The sequence below is a fragment of the Dokdonella aquatica genome, from assembly GCF_051987395.1.
Taxonomy (GTDB): domain Bacteria; phylum Pseudomonadota; class Gammaproteobacteria; order Xanthomonadales; family Rhodanobacteraceae; genus Dokdonella.
The window spans coordinates 1,093,998-1,109,511 of the sequence record NZ_CP197094.1 but is presented as its reverse complement, the minus strand read 5'-3'; the positions used below and the strand labels follow the sequence as shown (position 1 = coordinate 1,109,511).

The following is a 15,514-nucleotide window of genomic DNA, read 5'->3' as shown; positions in this document are numbered from 1 at the left end:
CGTGGATCGCGGTGCGAGCGCACCATTCCTTATTCAGGAGGACACACGCGTTCGCGGGCTGTCAAGCCCGGCGCTTCCCGACCGCAGGCCGGCGACGCTGGTTCAGCGGCCGCCATCGAGGCGCTGGTAACGCCCGCCAGGCGCCGCCGCGACGCGTCCTTCGAGCTCGAGAAGCAGCAACATCGAAGAGAGCGCTGGCACGGCGAGGCCGCTGCGCGCCGCCAGGGTGTCGACGTCGCAGGCCTCGTGTCCCAGCGCCGACAGCAGGCGGGCGTACTCGGGGTCGTGCGCGGCGGCCCGATCGGCGCCGGTGTCGCATGCGGCGCCGGCGTCGGCCATGACGCCGAGGCGTTCGCGCAGATGGTCGCCGAGCTCGATCGCGTGGGAGGCCAGTGACGCACCGACCTCCTCGGGCGTCTCGACGAGCCGTGCGCCGTCGCGGATCAGCTGGTGGCAGCCTCGCGCGAGTGGATTCGTGATCGCCCCCGGGATCGCGAACACCTCGCGGCCCTGCTCGGTCGCGCAGCGCGCGGTGATGAGGGAGCCCGACTTGAGCCCCGCCTCGACGACCAGCGTGCCGAGCGCGAGGCCTGACAGGATGCGGTTGCGGCGCGGGAAGTGCTCCGCCTTGCCGGGCGTGCCGGGCGGCAGCTCGCTGACCAGCGCACCCTCGGCGGCGATGCGCGCCGCGAGGCCGGCGTGCTTGCGCGGATAGACGAGGTCCGGCCCCGTACCGAGCACGGCGATCGTGCGACCACCAGCGTCCAGCGCGGCCTCGTGCGCGGCCCCGTCGATGCCGTCGGCCATGCCGCTCGTGATCGTGAATCCCGCCGCGGCCAGCGTGCGTGCGAAGCGGCGGGTCGTCGCGAGGCCGCCTGCGCTGGCCGCGCGGCTGCCGACGATCGCCAGCTGGGGCATCCACAGCAGCGAGGCGTCTCCCGCGACGAACAGCGCTGCGGGTGCCCCGGGGATGTCGCGCAGCAGGGTCGGGTAGTCGGGATCGTCCCAGCCGACCAGCTGGTGCGCGGGAAGCGCCAGCCATGCGAGGTCGGCATCGATGCGGGCGTCATCGGGCGCATCGAGCCATCCGCGTGTCGCCTCGTCGAGTTCCCGCGCGGCGGTACCGCCGCGCAGCGCGCCAAGCGCACGTTCCGCGCTGCCGTGGTGGGCGACGAGACGTCGCAGGGCGGCCGATCCGAGCGCAGGCGCGCGCAGCAGGATGAGCCAGGCAGTCCGGTTGCCGGGGGCGGTGTCCATAGGGGCAGTGTAGCGGAACCCCGAAACGACGACGGCGCGACCCGGAGGCCGCGCCGTCGCGCGTGATCGCGTGGATCAGGTCAGGGCGTCGAGTCGGGATCGTGCAGGAAATCGCCGACGTGCACGGGGCGGATGCCGTCCATGACGAGCCCGTAGCTGACGCGGTCGAACGTGCGGAAGATCATCACGTGGCCGATGAACTCGGGAGGCAACTGCACTTTCGCACGGCCCGGCTTGAAGAACGTGCGCGACTTGCCTTCCGGATAATCGGTGTGGTCGCGCACGACCTGGCCGTCGGCGTAGATCGAATACACGGTGCCGTTGTCGACGCCGTCCTCGCTGCCGCGCGACAAGGCCACGACCTGGCGCACGCCGACAGCGTTCATGGCGTCGGTGAACGCGATCACGCGCATGTTGTCGGGAGCCCGCGACGGCGGGTGCGGCACGAACTGGTCGTCGTACGGCTTCGGGTCGAGTGCGATGAGGTAGTCGCCGGCCTTCACCTCGAAATCGGAATAGGTGACGAGTGCCGACGAAACGTCGGCCGTGCGCGTGACCTGCACGGTACCGAACTCGAGCACCTCGTAGCCGAGGAAGCGCACGCGCCCCTGGAAGCTCCACTCGTGCGGGCCGTGGCGCCACAGGATGCTCTGGCGGCCGTCGCGGCCGTCACGTTCCTGGCGATAGGTCTCGCGCACGCCGCCGTCTTCTTCGGGCGGCATGTCGTAGTAGCGGCCGAGCGGGCGCACCACCGCGAGCTTGTCACCGACCGAAGCCTGCAGGCCGCGCACGTAGATCAGCTGGCCGGTCGTGCCGCGCAGGCGGTCTTCCTCGATGCCGACGACGTGCGGCGCCTTGCGCAGCTCGTCTTCGCCGATGATGTGCGTGTTCTTGAGGAACTGCTTGATCGCCGACAGCGGAATCGGCTTGACCGCGTCCTCGAGCGAGGTCTCGCGCACGTGCGGGCCGATCGACCCCTCGCCGTGCATGACCTTGTTGCCCGACAGCACGAGTTCGTCACCCGGATAGATCAGGTGCGGATTGCGCACCTGCGGGTTGAGCTGCCAGATCTCCGGCCAGTGCCAGGGTTTGATGAGGAATTTGGACGAGATGTCCCATAGCGTGTCGCCGCGCTTGACGACGTAACGCTCGGGCGCGTTCTCGGCCCATTGTCCGGCGGCAAAAACCGAGACGGTGAGGAGCAGTCCAGCCGAAACCGAAAGTAGTTTTTTAAGCATGGCCGCCAATTACCTGATTCCCCTATGGCTTGGCGAGTGTATAGGAAACTTTAACGTGAGAAAATGACCGACTTCCCAAATCCGGTCGTCGCGCAAGCCACGGGCCCGGCGGGGAAAATGCCCCGTCGCGTCGGGTCTGCACGGGGTTCGCGCAACCCTTCGGTCGCGGTTCCACGCCAGGATCGCGGGGATGTCGCGAAACGCGTAGAATGGCGTCGCAACACGTTGTTTCCTCTCGCTTCGACCCCAGATCGGCGTCGACGCCGCACCGACACGTTCCCGGATCCGCCACCATGGCCCTCATGAAGATCGTCGAGTTTCCCGACCCGCGCCTGCGTACCGTGGCGCAGCCGGTCACCGTGTTCGACGCCGAACTCGCGAAGCTCGTCGCCGACATGTTCGAGACGATGTACGAGGCGCCCGGCATCGGTCTCGCCGCGACCCAGGTCGACGTCCACAGGCAGCTGCTCGTGGTCGACGTGTCCGAGGACAAGAACCAGCCGCTCGTGCTCGTGAATCCGCGCATCGTCGAGCGGTCCGGCACCCAGGTCTGCCAGGAAGGATGTCTCTCCGTGCCCGGCATCTTCGCCGACGTCGAACGCGCCGAGCGCATCCGCGTCGAGGCCCAGGACGCAAAGGGCGCGGCGCAGGTGATCGAGGCCGACGGCCTGCTGGCCGTCTGCATCCAGCACGAGATGGACCATCTCGCGGGCAAGCTCTTCGTCGACTACCTCTCGCCGCTCAAGCGCGAGCTCGTCCGCAAGAAGCTCGCCAAGCAACGCCGCAACGCGGCCTGATCCCGATGTCCCGGCGTCTGCGCCTGGTGTTCGCGGGAACACCCGAATTCGCCGTGGCCGCATTCCGGTCCTGCCTCGCGGCCGATGTCGACGTCGTCGCGGCCTACACGCAGCCCGATCGTCCCGCCGGACGGGGCCGCAAGCTTGCTGCCAGTCCGGTCAAGGAGGCTGCACTCGCCGCCGGCATTCCCGTCGAGCAACCCGAGACCCTGCGTACGCGCGAAGCCCGCGCGCGGCTCGCGGCGTGGCAGCCCGACCTGATGGTCGTTGTCGCCTACGGGCTCATCCTGTCGCCACGCGTGCTCGCGATTCCGCAGCACGGCTGCTGGAACGTGCACGCCTCGCTGCTGCCGCGCTGGCGCGGCGCGGCACCGATCCAGCGCGCGGTCCTCGCCGGTGATGTCGAGTCCGGTGTCGGCCTCATGCGCATGGAGGAGGGCCTCGACACCGGCCCGGTCCTACTCGAGAGGCGCACGCCGATCGAATCGTCCGACACGGGCGGCCGCCTGCACGACCGCCTCGCCGCACTCGGCGCCGGGGTGCTCGGCGAAGGTCTTGCGCGCCTCGTTGCCGGAAATCTGCCCGAGGCACGTGCGCAGCATGACGACGGTGTCGTGTACGCGCACAAGCTCGACAAGCGCGAAGCCGTGCTCGACTGGAGCGAGCCGGCCGTGGCGCTCGAGCGTCGCGTGCGTGCCTTTGATCCCTGGCCCGTCGCCGAAACCACGCTCGCCGGCGAGCGCGTGCGCATCTGGTCTGCAGCCGTTCCCGCGATGCGCAACACCGCGCAGCCCGGGGCGGTGATCGCGGTCGGCCCCGACGGCATCGACGTCTCCACCGGCGACGGCGTGCTGCGCCTCGTCGAGATCCAGCGCGACGGCGGCAAGCGCATGCGCGTGCGCGACTGGCTCAACGCGCGTCCCGACCTCGCCGCGACGCTCGGTGTGCGTAGATGAGCGCGACGACGGCCGATCCCGGCGCACGCCTGCGCGCCGAAGCCGCGCGTGCGCTCGCACGCACTGTCTTCGACGGCGTGTCGCTGCGCAGCGCGTTCGACGCACGCGCTGCGCGCAACGCCGACCCACGCGATCGCGCGCTGCTTTCCGCGACCCTGTTCGAATCCACGCGCTGGTGGCTGCGTTTCGACGCGGCGCTGGCCGGCATGCTCGAGCGCCCGCTGCCGCCGAAGGCGCGAGAAGTGCGCGCGCTGCTCGTGCTCGCACTCGTGCAGGTCGAGGTCATGGCAATGCCGTCGTATGCGGTCGTCGCCGCGTGCGTGGACGCGGTGCGCCTGCTCGGTCAGCCTGGCCTGGCCGGGCTCGCCAATGCCGTGCTGCGGCGCTGGCTGCGCGAACGCGAGGCGCGGCTCGCCGCGCTCGACGCCGACACCACGACGCAGGCCGCGCATCCGCGCTGGCTCGTCGACGCGCTGCGCGCCGACTGGCCCGATGCGTGGCGCGGCATGCTCGAGGCGAACAACCGTGCGGCGGCGCTCACGCTGCGCGTCAATCGCCGCCGCAGCACGCGCGAAGCCCTGCTCGAGCGCCTCGTCGCCGACGGCGTCGGTGCCACCGCGCACGGCGATCTCGAGGATGCGATCGTGCTCGATGCGAGCACCGACGTGAGCCGCCTGCCCGGGTTCTCCGAGGGCCACTTCTCGGTGCAGGACGGCGCGGCCCAGCGCGTCGCCACGCTGCTCGGCGCCGTCGACGGCCAGCGCGTGCTCGATGCCTGCGCGGCCCCGGGCGGCAAGACCGCCCATCTGCTCGAGCGCGCCTCGCTCGACGTCGTCGCCCTCGATGCCGATGCCGCGCGCCTGCCGCGCCTGCGCGAGAACCTCGTGCGCCTCGGGCTTTCCGCGGACGTTCGCCAGGGCGACGCGGCTGCGCCCGCGGCATGGTGGGATGGCCGGCCGTTCGATCGCATCCTCGTCGATGCGCCGTGCTCGGCGACCGGCATCGTGCGGCGCCAGCCCGACGTCAAGCTGCACCGACGCGGCTCCGACATCCGCGTGCTCGCCACGACCCAGCGCCGCCTGCTCGATGCACTGTGGCCGCTGCTCGTGCCCGGTGGCAGGATGCTGTACACGACGTGCTCGGTCCTGCGCGCCGAGAACGAGGCGGTCGTGGCCGGGTTCGCCGCCGCGCACGCCGATGCACGCACGATCGCACTGCCCGACGGCCTCGGCGAGTCCGCCGGGGGCGGTCGCCAGAACCTGCCGGGGGGGTGGAGGCATGGACGGATTCTTCTATGCGCTGGTCGAGAAGGCGCGCTAGTGCGGGCCTTCTCGCGGCCGTGCTCGCGCTCGCGGGCTGCGACGCGCTGCGCGACCAGAAACCTGGCAGCCTCGAAGTGCGCGACGCGCGCCTCACGCCGGCGGCGGAGGGGGCGGAACTCGTGCTCGACGTCGACTGCCGCCTCAACGGCCCGATGAGCGACGCGCTCGAGCACGGCATCCCGATCACGTTGCGCGTCGACGTGCGCACCGATGCGCTGGTGGACCGGCGCCATGTCGAGTTGCGCTACTTCCCGCTCACGCGCCGCTACCAGCTGCGTGACGTGGCCACCGACAGCGTGCGCAGCTTCCCGGCCTACGAATACCTCACGGACTCGCTCGCGGCCCTGCGCCTGCCGCTTCCGCGACCGTTCGCTGACCTCGCACCGGGCACGCGCGTGCGCGTTGACATCGGCATCGATCGTGACCTCCTGCCGGGGCCGTTGCGCCTGCCGGCGTTCTTCGAACCCGCCTGGCACCTGCGCGCCCCGGAGTACGCATGGACCGTCGCGGCGGGCTGACCCTGCTGACGCGCCGCGTGCTGCCGGCCCTCGCGGTGCTGGCACTGCTGGCCGCGTCGCTCAAGCTCGCCGAGGATGCCGCGCTCGGCACCGGTGGCTTCACCGAGCGCTACCGCTGGGTGCTCGGCGCGGCGGCCTTCGCGCTGGTGGCGATGATCGCGCTGATCGGCCAGCGCCTGTGGCGCCTGCGTCGCGACCTCTCGCGCGAGGCGCCGGGTGCGCGCCTGAGTCGGCGCCTGCTGCTGATCATCGTGCTGCTCGCGGTGCCGCCGGTCGTCGTCGTCTACGGCTTCGCGCTGCGCTTCCTCAATGCGACCGTCGACAGCTGGTTCGACGTCAACCTCGAGCAGGCGCTCGACGACGCGCTCGACGTCGGCCGCATCGTCGTCGACGAGCACCTCGCGACCGCGGAAGCGGGCAGCCTCGCGCTCGCCGAGGCGCTCGCGCGTCGCGACGTCGCGATGCTGCAGGAGGAACTCGACGAACGCATCGACGCGCTCGGCGCGATCCAGCTCACCGTGTTCGGCGCCGACCGCCGCGTGCTCGCGATGGCGAGCTCCGATCCGCGTTACCTCGATCCGGCCTATCCCGATGCGAGCGTGCTCATGCGCGTCGGCATGGACGGCCGCCACGCGGTCGCCGAGCCGATCGGCGACACCTTGCTGCTGCGCGTCGTGCTGCCCGTCGAGGACGTGCCCGGTTCGAACGGGACGCGGCTTCTGCAGGGGTTGTTCCCGCTGCCCGAGCGCCTGCAGCCACTGACCCGCAGCATCGAGAACGCGAGCTTCGATTTCGAGCGCCTCAAGTACCTGCGCAACTCGCTCAAGCTCACGTTCGGGCTCATCCTTACCTTCGTGCTGCTGCTGTCGGTGCTGTTCGCATTGCTGGCCGCGTTCGGCGTGTCGCGTCGCCTGTTCGCCCCGGTCGGCCGCCTCGTGCACGCGACGCGTGCGGTCGGCGCGGGACGCTACGACACGCCGTTGCCGGTCGCGAGCGACGACGAGCTCGGCTCGCTCGTGCGATCGTTCAGCCAGATGACGCGCGAGCTCGAGCTCGCCGGCACACGCGCGCAGCGCAGCTCGCAGGAGATCGAGACCCAGCGTGCCTGGCTCGGTGCCGTGCTCGAGCGCCTTTCCGCGGGCGTGCTCGGCTTCGACGCGGCCGGCGTGCTGCGCACGGCCAACCGCGCCGGCGACGCGATCCTAGGTGTCGCCCTGGCCGTCTATACGGGCCGCACGCTCGCCGACGTGAAGCGCGAACGCCCGGAGCTCGCGCCGCTGGTCGATCCGCTCGCACGGCACATGCGCGAGGGCTTGCGCGAGTGGCGCGAGGAGATCGTCCTCGAGGCGACCGGCGAGAAGCGCGTGCTCATGCTGCGTGGCGCGGCGCTGCCGCACGACGGCGGTTTCGTCGCGGTCTTCGACGACCTGACCGTGCTCAACAGCGCGCAGCGCGACGCGGCCTGGGGCGAGGTCGCACGCCGCCTCGCCCACGAGGTCAAGAATCCGCTCACGCCGATCCAGCTCGCCGCGGAACGCCTGCGTCGGCGTTTCGTCGGCCGCCTCGCCGCCGACGACAGCGAGCTGCTCGATCGCGCGACGCACACGATCGTGAGCCAGGTCGAGGCGCTCAAGACCATGGTCAACGCGTTCGGCGACTACGCGCGCCCGCCGCAGCTCGCGTTGCGCGCCGCCGCGCTGCATGTACTGGTCGGCGAAGTGCTCGATCTCTACGCGAACGACCAGCGCCTCGTGCTCGTGCGCCAGTTCGCCGAGGAGGAGCCGCAGGTGCGCGTCGACGCCGTGCGCATGCGGCAGGCCTTGCACAACCTCATCAAGAACGCGCTCGAGGCGATCGGCGACGTGCGCAAGCCGCAGGTGGTCGTCGGCACGTCGATCACGCGTGCCAGCGACGGCGACTGGGTCGAGCTGTCGGTCGCCGACAACGGCCCGGGGCTGCCCGAGGGTTTCGGCGAGCGCTGGTTCGAGCCGTACACGACCAGCAAGGCGCGTGGTACCGGCCTCGGCCTCGCCGTGGTCAAGAAGATCGCCGAGGAACACGGCGGCAGCGTGCGTGCGGAGAACCACCCGGGGGGAGGGGCGGTGTTCACGATGCGACTGCCTCTCGAGGCGGCATCTGCCGGCAGGTAGGCGGAGACGCCGCAATCGCGAGCGGCTCGGCCCCTGCCGTCGTCAGCGCCGGCATCCTGCTCCGGCACCGTGCCATCGCGTGCCGCATGCCGATGCGTGGTTGGATCGCATCATTCGAAGCCGCCCGCGAAGATCCGCTCCAGCCTGAATCGTGCGAGCCCGAACTGGATGCGTGTCCCCGCACCGTTCGTGCTGCTGCCGGCGATCATCATGCCGCCGTTGCCGATCGCGACCGACGTCGCCTGGTCGCTGCGGTTGGCAAGGGCGGAGAACGCCGAGAACGAGCGGCCGCCGCCGCCGAAGGTCGGATCGAGCGCGCCGGCCGGCGTGAGGCGCGCCGCCCCGAAGTACGTCTCGTTCGAATCGACCGTGCGGCTGGTCACGCCGACGGCGAGGATGCTGTCGTCGGGCTGCAGCGCGAGGTCGTAGAGGATGCAGGCGTGCTCGCCCGACCCGTTCGGCATCGAGAACAGCTGCGGTCGGCCCGTTCCGCCGGAGGCATTGAAGGCCGGGTCGCGGTTGCCGTTGCCGAGTCGGCGGTCGATCATGCAGCGGTTGCGGCCCGTCACGGGGTCGGCGGCGACGCCCGCCACCACGATGCGGCCCTGGCGATCCACGCGTACCGCGGTCACGCCCGCGAAGCCGTTCAGCGCGATGCGTGTGCGGCCGTCCTGGTTCGGGCCGAACGTGGTGTCGAGCTGCCCTGTCGTCGTCAGGCGCGCGACCGCGCCCTCGAGCACGCCCGTCCCGGCCGTCGTGGCGACCGCGAAGCCCGCCAGGACGATGCGTCCGTCGTCCTGCAATGCCACATCGAAGACGGTATCGCTGTTGTCGCCGCCGGGACCACCGATGTCGAACGCGACGCTGCGGTATCCGGCGGTTCCGAAGCCCGTGTCGACACTGAAATCCGGCAGGAAGCGCTGCACTGCCATGTCGGGATTGTTGTTCGGCCCGGTGACCTGGCCCGCGACGAGGATCCTGCCGTCGGGCTGCGCGAGCAGGCTGTTGCCGGAACTGCGGCGCCCGCCGTACTTGAAGCTGAAATGCCCCACGCCGGCGACGCCGGTGTCGAGCGCGCTGCCGTCGGCGCGCAGCACCGCGACGAGGACCTCGTCGAGCGCGGTCGGCGCCCCCACGAACACGATGCGTCCGTCGGCAAGGAGCAGCATGTCCTGCAGGGCCGAGTTGTGCGGAAAGCCCGAGCCGTCGGTCTCGAACCGGTCGAAACGGATGTAGCCGACGCCGCCGGGGCCGAATGTCGTGTCGTAGCTGCCATCCCCGCGAAGGCGCGTGGCGCAGAACTTGGAGAAGAAGATCGTCGTGCCACCCTGCGCCTCGCCCTTCTGGCAGGTCCCGCCCATCAGCAGCTTGCCGTCGGGCTGGATGCGCAGCACCTTGCCATCGTCGCCGGGCCCGTCCGATACATCGACGAGCACGCGTCCCGTGCCGGCGAATCCGGTATCGAAGGACCCGTCCTGTGCGTGGCCGGTCGGGCACCATGCCAGCAGCGCTGCGAGGGCGGCCATCGGCGTGAGTGTGCGCATCGTGTGCTCCTGTCGAGAAGGTCGATCGGTCCGGTGCGATGCCGGTCGCGGGTTCCGCCGGGCAGCGATCCACGGCGGGAAACACCGTGCTGACGGACGGGCCGACTGTCGCGATCCCGGCCGCCGTTGTCGCCGACGTCCGGTTCATTTATTCGTCGCGTTTTCTTCACGCCCGCTGGCGCTACACTTCCGCGCCGTCCGCCGGGCATCCCGCGAGCACGCGTTGCGCATGGATACCTCGCCCACCCGATACGTGTTCCGCGACTTCGTGCTCGAGCCGGCGGAGCGCCGCCTGAGCCGGGCTGGCGTCGCCGTGGAGCTGCCGTCGAAGATCTTCGACGTGCTGTGCATGCTGGTCGGCCGCGCCGGGCATCTGGTCGCCAAGGACGATTTCCACGCGGCACTCTGGCCGCGTCAGGTCGTCAGCGAGGCGACGCTGAACAAGTACGTATGGCAGCTGCGGCGCGTGCTGGGCGAAGGTGACGGCGACGCGAGGTTCATCGAGACCGTCCCGCGCCAGGGCTACCGCTTCGTTGCTGAGGTCGAGCGCGGATCGTCTGCGGTCGTGCTTGGCGAATCCGCGCCGACGACGCCACGCGTCGCATCGCGTACGCCGGCATCGACACCGACACGGTTGGCATGGGGCGGTGTGGCGCTGTGCCTCGCGTTCGCCGGTCTCGCGGCATGGAGCCTCGCCGCGCGCCGGGAGCCGCGTGTCGAGGCGGCGCAGGGTTCCGCTACCGCGCTGCCGCTGCCCGACACCGCACGGCCCGCGGTCGCGGTGGCGCCCGCCGATGTCCTGGACGGGCTGCCCACATGGCTCGGGACCGCGGTGGCCGAGGTGCTCGCGCGGGAACTCGCGGTCTCCGAACAGTTGCGGATCGTCCCGCAGCGCGAAGCCGTGCGTGATTTCCCAAGGCTGTCCCGTCGTGCCGGCACCGCGACACGTCGCGAGGACCTCGCGCACTGGCGTTCCCTCGGTACCGATGCCGTACTCGCGGTGGTCGTGCAGCGCGCTGCGGGCGGGGGGCCACGCGACATCGAGCTGCGCCTGCGCCTGCACGATGCCGCGAACGGACACGTGTCCGACGAGCTCCGCGTGGCCGGCAGCGAGGACGATCTCGACCGCCTGGTCGCCGTGGCGGGCGAACGCGTGCGCTCGGCGCTCGGCGTGAATCCCCTCAGCGACTCGCTCGCGCGCACACGACATGCCCACGTGCCCCGTGATGCCGAGACCGCGCGGCTCTACGCGCTGGCCGTCGAGGCGCTGACCGCGGGCATGCAGCAGGTCGCGGTGGACCGTCTCGGCGATGTCGTGCAGCGTGATCCGGCTTTCGTCGCCGCGTGGCTCGAGCTCGCGCGCGCCGAACTCGAGCAGGGCTACGCCACGCGCGCGGCACGGTCCGCCCGCGCAGGACTCTCGCGCGCGGCGTCTGCGCCGCGCGAATTGCGCCTTTCGCTCGAGGCGGTTCAGTTCGAAGCGGGGGGTGCGTGGCGTCAGGCCGTCGAGACATGGCAGGCCTTGTACCGCTTCTTCCCCGACCAGCCGGAATACGGTCTGCGTCTTGTCCATGCCCTTCTGTCAGCCGACGACAAGGCGTCGGCCACGCAGGCCCTCGCGCAGCTGAAGGAGCGGCCCGGTCTGGCCGATGACCCGAACGTGCTGCTCGCCGAGTTCCAGCTTGCGCGTGGCATGGACGACTGGGTCCGCGCACGCGAGGTCGCGTCGCGACTCGTGGCGCGTGCGGGTCTCGTGCAATCCGAAGCGCTGCGCGCACGCGCGCTCGCCCTGCGCGGACAGGCGTCGATCGAGCTGCGAGACGCCGCTGCGGCCGCGAAAGACCTCGAGGAGGCCCGCATGGCCTTCGTCGAAGCGGCCGATCGCAACGGCATGGCACGCACCGAACTGTTGCTGGGCAACCTGCGCATGTTCGCTGGCGACCTCGCGGCAGCCGAGGTGCACTACCGCGCGGCAGTCGAGGGCTACCATGCGGTCGGCGCGCGCGCGAACGAGAACGTCGCACTCGACAACCTGCTCGCGATCGCGGTGGCGCGGGGCGATCCGGCATCCGCGCGAAGGCCGGTCGAGGAACTGCTCGCGTCGGCGCGTGCGCTGGGCGAAACGCTCGCGGAAGCACGCGCCCTCGTGTACCTGGCTTGGGTCGAGCTCGATGCGGGCCACAGCGACGCGGCCCTCGGTGCGTACCGCGAGGCGGCCGAGCTCAACGCACGCGCGGGCAACCGCGCCCAGCACGCCGCCTCTCTGGCTTACATGGCCGCGCTGCTGGCCACGACAGGTCAGTTCAGGCTCGCCGATGACGCCGCGGCGCAGTCCCTTTCCGTGAGTGCCGCCATCGACGACGCTCGCTATCGCATCGTCGCCCTCAAGGCCGTGGCCGATGTCGCCCAGGCACGGCGCGATGTGGCGTCGGCACGTGCGGCCTATGCCGAGGCGCGCGCCATCGCCGCGCAGCGCGACGACCGCCTCGGCATCGCGCGCATCGATCTCGCGCTCGCCGGGCTGGATCTCGAGGAGGGCGAGGCGGCTCGGGCGCTCGCTCGCATGATCGATGCGGAATCGTCCTTGGCCGACAGCGTTCGCGACCTCGTGAAGCTTGCCGCGCTGCGTGCGCGTGCGCTGGGCGCCCAGCACCGCATGCCCGAGGCCCGCGTGGCCCTCGTGGCGAGTCGCGCGTTCGCGGAGAAGACCACCGGGTACCTCGATCGCTTGCCGCTCCGGCTCGCCGAGGTGGACGTTCTCGCCATGGACGGGGCGACGGAGCAGGCGCAGCGCCTGGCTGCGCCGTTGCGCGCGGAACTCGTGGCGCGGCACTTCTCGCGCGATCTCGCAGAGCTCGACGCGTCGCTGGCGCAGGCCGTGCGCCGATGAAGCACTCCGGTCGTGACGTCGGAAATCCGACATCGGCATCGCTATCATCTGCACCCGTTCCCGCGGCCCGACCCATAGGGGGCGGCGGCCACCGGCACCGTGAGGCTCCATGATCGACCTTGCACGACCCGCTTCGCCGGAGACTGCGACCGCGCGTCGCGAGTTCTGGTTCTTCATGCTCGCTGCGCTGATCCTCCTCGGTGCCGGCATGGGCCTGCGCGATCCGTGGCCGGCGGACGAGCCGCGCTTCACGCTCGTCGCCAAGCAGATGGTCGAGAGCGGCGAGTGGCTGATCACGCATCGCGGCAGCGAGCTGTACTCGGACAAGCCGCCGATGTTCATGGCCGCCCAGGCCGCTGCGCACACGCTCACCGGCAACTGGCGGATCGCATTCCTGCTGCCGTCGCTGCTCGCGTCGCTCGGCACGCTGTTCCTCGTCTACGACCTCGGCCGGCGGCTGTGGAACCACCGCACGGGCCTATGGGCCGCCATCGCCCTGCTGGCGACGTTCCAGTTCGTCTACCAGGCCAAGCGCGCGCAGATCGATCCGCTGGTGACGTTCTTCATCACGGCGGCGAACTACGGCCTGCTGCGGCATTTCCTGCTCGGCCCCGACTGGCGTGCCTACTGGCTCGGCTGCTTCGCGGCCGGCCTCGGCGTGATCACGAAGGGCGTCGGCGTGCTCGCGCTGTTCCTGTTCCTGCCGTACCTCGTCGCGCGCTGGCGCGGCTGGTCGCATCTCGCGCCGATCCATGGCGGCGGCTGGCGCTGGGCGGCCGGCGGCCTCGCGTTCCTCGCCGCCGTCGCGTCGTGGATCGTGCCGATGCTCGTCGCCGTGCTCACGAGCGACTCGCCCGAACACCGCGCCTACATGAACGACATCCTGTTCCGCCAGACCGCGGGGCGCTACACGGACTCGTGGGACCACCACCAGCCGGCCTGGTACTACGTCGGCGTCATCGCGTTCTCGTGGATCCCGTTGTCGTTCCTGCTGCCGGGGCTCGTGCCGGCGTGGCGCGAGCGCCTGCGCGCACGTGACGCACGCTTCCTGCTCCCGCTCGCGTGGATCGTCATCGTCATCGTGTTCTTCAGCATCCCGCGCGGCAAGCGCGACGTGTACGTGATGCCGGCGCTGCCCTGGCTCGCGCTCGTCGCCGCGCCGTTCGCCGAGGACCTGCTGCGCAGGCTCGGCTACCGGCGCCTGCTCGCCGGCTTCGTCGCCATGCTGGCCTTGCTGTTCGTCGGCGTCGGGATCGCCGCGTGGACGGGGCACCTGCCGCGCGCCGACCGCCTCGTGGTCGAGCGCGGCTTCGAGGACGGCGGCGTCGCGCTGTGGACGATGCTCATCGGCATCGGTGTCGTCGCGGCCGTCTCGGTACTGGTCTTCCGCGTGCGTCGCGCGCCGCTGGCCCTCGCGACGACGCTCGCCGGACTCTGGCTCGCGTGGAGCCTGTGGGGCTACCCGCAGCTCAATGCGTCGACGTCGGCCGCCGACGTGATGCAGGACGCCGGTGCACTGATGCCGCGCGACGCCGAGCTCGCGCTCGTCGCGTGGAAGGAGCAGAACCTGCTGCACGTGGATCGGCCGGCCGTCGATTTCGGCTTCCTGCGCCCGTGGCACGAGCAGCTGTCGCTGGCGATCCGCTGGCAGCGCGAGGTGCCGGAGAAGCGCTGGGTGTTCGTGCTCGGCGAGGTCATGGCGCCGTGCATCGCGCGCGAGCGCGCCGTGCACGTCGGCAACGCGAACCGGCGCGACTGGTGGCTGTTCCGCGCCGACGCGGTCGAGCCGGCATGCCGCGACGGCGACGTGCCCGTGCCGAGGGCCGACGAGGACCATGATGCCGAATGACGTGCGCCTGCCGCGCGTCGACGTCATCGGTTACGACAACGGCGCCGGCCTTTCGCGCGACCTCGACCTGGTCACGTCGATCCTGGATGACGCGGGTTTCGACGTGCGCCGCATCGGCGTCGACAAGGATCGCCGCGGCCGCAAGGGGCCTGGCCTGGGTATTCGTCTGCGCCAGCTCATCGGCGCCTGGCGTGGCGGCCACCGCACGAACCTGTTCGTCGAGCGCGTGCGGCCGGCCTGGTTCACGGGCTCGCATCGCAATCTGCTGCTCGGCAATCCCGATTTCTTCAAGGGCAGCGACCTGCGCGCCGCGCACCGGCTCGATGCGGTGCTCGCCAAGACCACGCACGCGGTTCCGCTGTTCGCGACCGCCGCGCGGCGTGTCGTCGAGGTCGGCTTCACCAGCGAGGACCGGCTGGACGCATCGGTGCCGCGCGAACGCGCGTTCTTCCACCTGGCCGGGCGTAGCCCGCTCAAGGGCACCGCGGCGATCGTCGAGGCCTGGCGGCGGCATCCCGAGTGGCCGACGCTGACGCTGCTGCAGCACCCGGGGCGCGTGCGCGAAAGCCTTGCATTGCCGAACGTCGTGCATCTGACGCGACGCATCGACGACGGCGAGCTGCGCGCGCTGCAGAACCGCCACCGCTTCCACCTGTGCCCGTCCGAAACCGAAGGCTTCGGACATCACCTCGTCGAGGCGACGAGCGTCGGAGCGGTCGTGCTGACCGTCGACGCGCCGCCGATGAATGCCCTCGTCGACGCCTCGCGCGGCGTCCTCGTGGGCCATCGCGCAACCGAACCGTTCCGCCTCGCGACGCGCTACCTCGTCGATCCCGTCGCGCTCGAGCACGGCATCGAAGGCATGCTCGCGCTCGACGACGCGGCCTGCGAAGCGCTCGGCGCGCGTGCGCGGGCGTGGTACGAGGCCAACGACCGCGCATTCCGCGAGCGCCTCGTCGCGGTCTTGCTCGAACTCTGCGCCTGATCCGTCGC

11 protein-coding genes are annotated in these 15,514 nt (G+C 71.0%); 8 read left to right on the top strand and 3 right to left on the bottom strand.

Features of this window, described 5'->3' with window-relative positions; genetic code table 11:
* Positions 1-102: 102 nt before the first annotated feature.
* Positions 103-1,257 (bottom strand): DNA-processing protein DprA, encoded by a 1,155-nt coding sequence (dprA, locus tag ACQQ2N_RS04915; protein WP_440224566.1) that lies wholly within the window; start codon positions 1,255-1,257, stop codon positions 103-105.
* 80 nt (positions 1,258-1,337) lie between these two features.
* Entirely contained in the window at positions 1,338-2,504 is a 1,167-nt protein-coding gene (locus tag ACQQ2N_RS04910; RefSeq protein WP_440224565.1) for a LysM peptidoglycan-binding domain-containing protein, read from the bottom strand.
* 284 nt (positions 2,505-2,788) lie between these two features.
* Here ACQQ2N_RS04910 and def point away from each other — a divergent pair, with 284 nt between their 5' ends.
* Genes def through ACQQ2N_RS04885 form a run of 5 tightly spaced genes read left to right on the top strand, consistent with a single transcriptional unit; the run spans position 2,789 to position 8,238 of the window.
* Positions 2,789-3,292 (top strand): peptide deformylase, encoded by a 504-nt coding sequence (gene def / locus ACQQ2N_RS04905; RefSeq protein ID WP_440224564.1) that lies wholly within the window; start codon positions 2,789-2,791, stop codon positions 3,290-3,292.
* Between the two features lie 5 nt (positions 3,293-3,297).
* Positions 3,298-4,248 carry a methionyl-tRNA formyltransferase gene (fmt, locus tag ACQQ2N_RS04900; RefSeq protein ID WP_440224563.1) on the top strand — a complete coding sequence of 317 codons (951 nt, stop codon included), beginning with the start codon at positions 3,298-3,300 and terminating at the stop codon, positions 4,246-4,248.
* Positions 4,245-5,726 (top strand): 16S rRNA (cytosine(967)-C(5))-methyltransferase RsmB, encoded by a 1,482-nt coding sequence (gene rsmB / locus ACQQ2N_RS04895; protein ID WP_440224562.1) that lies wholly within the window; start codon positions 4,245-4,247, stop codon positions 5,724-5,726. Before fmt ends, rsmB begins: the two co-directional genes overlap by 4 nt.
* Complete coding sequence (locus tag ACQQ2N_RS04890; RefSeq protein ID WP_440224560.1) at positions 5,690-6,088, top strand: DUF4390 domain-containing protein; 399 nt, start codon at positions 5,690-5,692, stop codon at positions 6,086-6,088. The genes rsmB and ACQQ2N_RS04890 overlap by 37 nt, the downstream gene beginning before the upstream one ends.
* Positions 6,067-8,238 carry an ATP-binding protein gene (locus ACQQ2N_RS04885; protein WP_440224558.1) on the top strand — a complete coding sequence of 724 codons (2,172 nt, stop codon included), beginning with the start codon at positions 6,067-6,069 and terminating at the stop codon, positions 8,236-8,238. Before ACQQ2N_RS04890 ends, ACQQ2N_RS04885 begins: the two co-directional genes overlap by 22 nt.
* Positions 8,239-8,348: 110 nt before the next feature.
* Here ACQQ2N_RS04885 and ACQQ2N_RS04880 read toward each other — a convergent pair whose 3' ends face one another.
* The gene (locus ACQQ2N_RS04880) at positions 8,349-9,782 is read right to left on the bottom strand and encodes a hypothetical protein (protein ID WP_440224557.1); all 1,434 of its coding nucleotides are present in this window, start codon (positions 9,780-9,782) and stop codon (positions 8,349-8,351) included.
* Positions 9,783-10,011: 229 nt separating this feature from the next.
* Between ACQQ2N_RS04880 and ACQQ2N_RS04875 the strand changes: the two genes are divergently transcribed.
* The 3 genes from ACQQ2N_RS04875 (at position 10,012) to ACQQ2N_RS04865 (ending at position 15,506) form a co-directional block, all read left to right on the top strand.
* The gene (locus ACQQ2N_RS04875) at positions 10,012-12,672 is read left to right on the top strand and encodes a winged helix-turn-helix domain-containing protein (protein ID WP_440224556.1); all 2,661 of its coding nucleotides are present in this window, start codon (positions 10,012-10,014) and stop codon (positions 12,670-12,672) included.
* A gap of 109 nt (positions 12,673-12,781) precedes the next feature.
* Complete coding sequence (locus ACQQ2N_RS04870; protein WP_440224555.1) at positions 12,782-14,521, top strand: ArnT family glycosyltransferase; 1,740 nt, start codon at positions 12,782-12,784, stop codon at positions 14,519-14,521.
* Positions 14,508-15,506 (top strand): glycosyltransferase, encoded by a 999-nt coding sequence (locus ACQQ2N_RS04865; protein ID WP_440224554.1) that lies wholly within the window; start codon positions 14,508-14,510, stop codon positions 15,504-15,506. The genes ACQQ2N_RS04870 and ACQQ2N_RS04865 overlap by 14 nt, the downstream gene beginning before the upstream one ends.
* Positions 15,507-15,514: the final 8 nt, after the last annotated feature.

Excerpts from the sequence above, each read along its gene's own strand:
- dprA (WP_440224566.1), bottom strand. The coding sequence starts at position 1,257 with ATGGACACCGCCCCCGGCAACCGGACTGCCTGGCTCATCCTGCTGCGC.
- def (WP_440224564.1), top strand. The coding sequence starts at position 2,789 with ATGGCCCTCATGAAGATCGTCGAGTTTCCCGACCCGCGCCTGCGTACC.
- fmt (WP_440224563.1), top strand. The coding sequence starts at position 3,298 with ATGTCCCGGCGTCTGCGCCTGGTGTTCGCGGGAACACCCGAATTCGCC.
- rsmB (WP_440224562.1), top strand. The coding sequence starts at position 4,245 with ATGAGCGCGACGACGGCCGATCCCGGCGCACGCCTGCGCGCCGAAGCC.
- ACQQ2N_RS04885 (WP_440224558.1), top strand. The coding sequence starts at position 6,067 with ATGGACCGTCGCGGCGGGCTGACCCTGCTGACGCGCCGCGTGCTGCCG.
- ACQQ2N_RS04880 (WP_440224557.1), bottom strand. The coding sequence starts at position 9,782 with ATGCGCACACTCACGCCGATGGCCGCCCTCGCAGCGCTGCTGGCATGG.
- ACQQ2N_RS04875 (WP_440224556.1), top strand. The coding sequence starts at position 10,012 with ATGGATACCTCGCCCACCCGATACGTGTTCCGCGACTTCGTGCTCGAG.
- ACQQ2N_RS04870 (WP_440224555.1), top strand. The coding sequence starts at position 12,782 with ATGATCGACCTTGCACGACCCGCTTCGCCGGAGACTGCGACCGCGCGT.
- ACQQ2N_RS04865 (WP_440224554.1), top strand. The coding sequence starts at position 14,508 with ATGATGCCGAATGACGTGCGCCTGCCGCGCGTCGACGTCATCGGTTAC.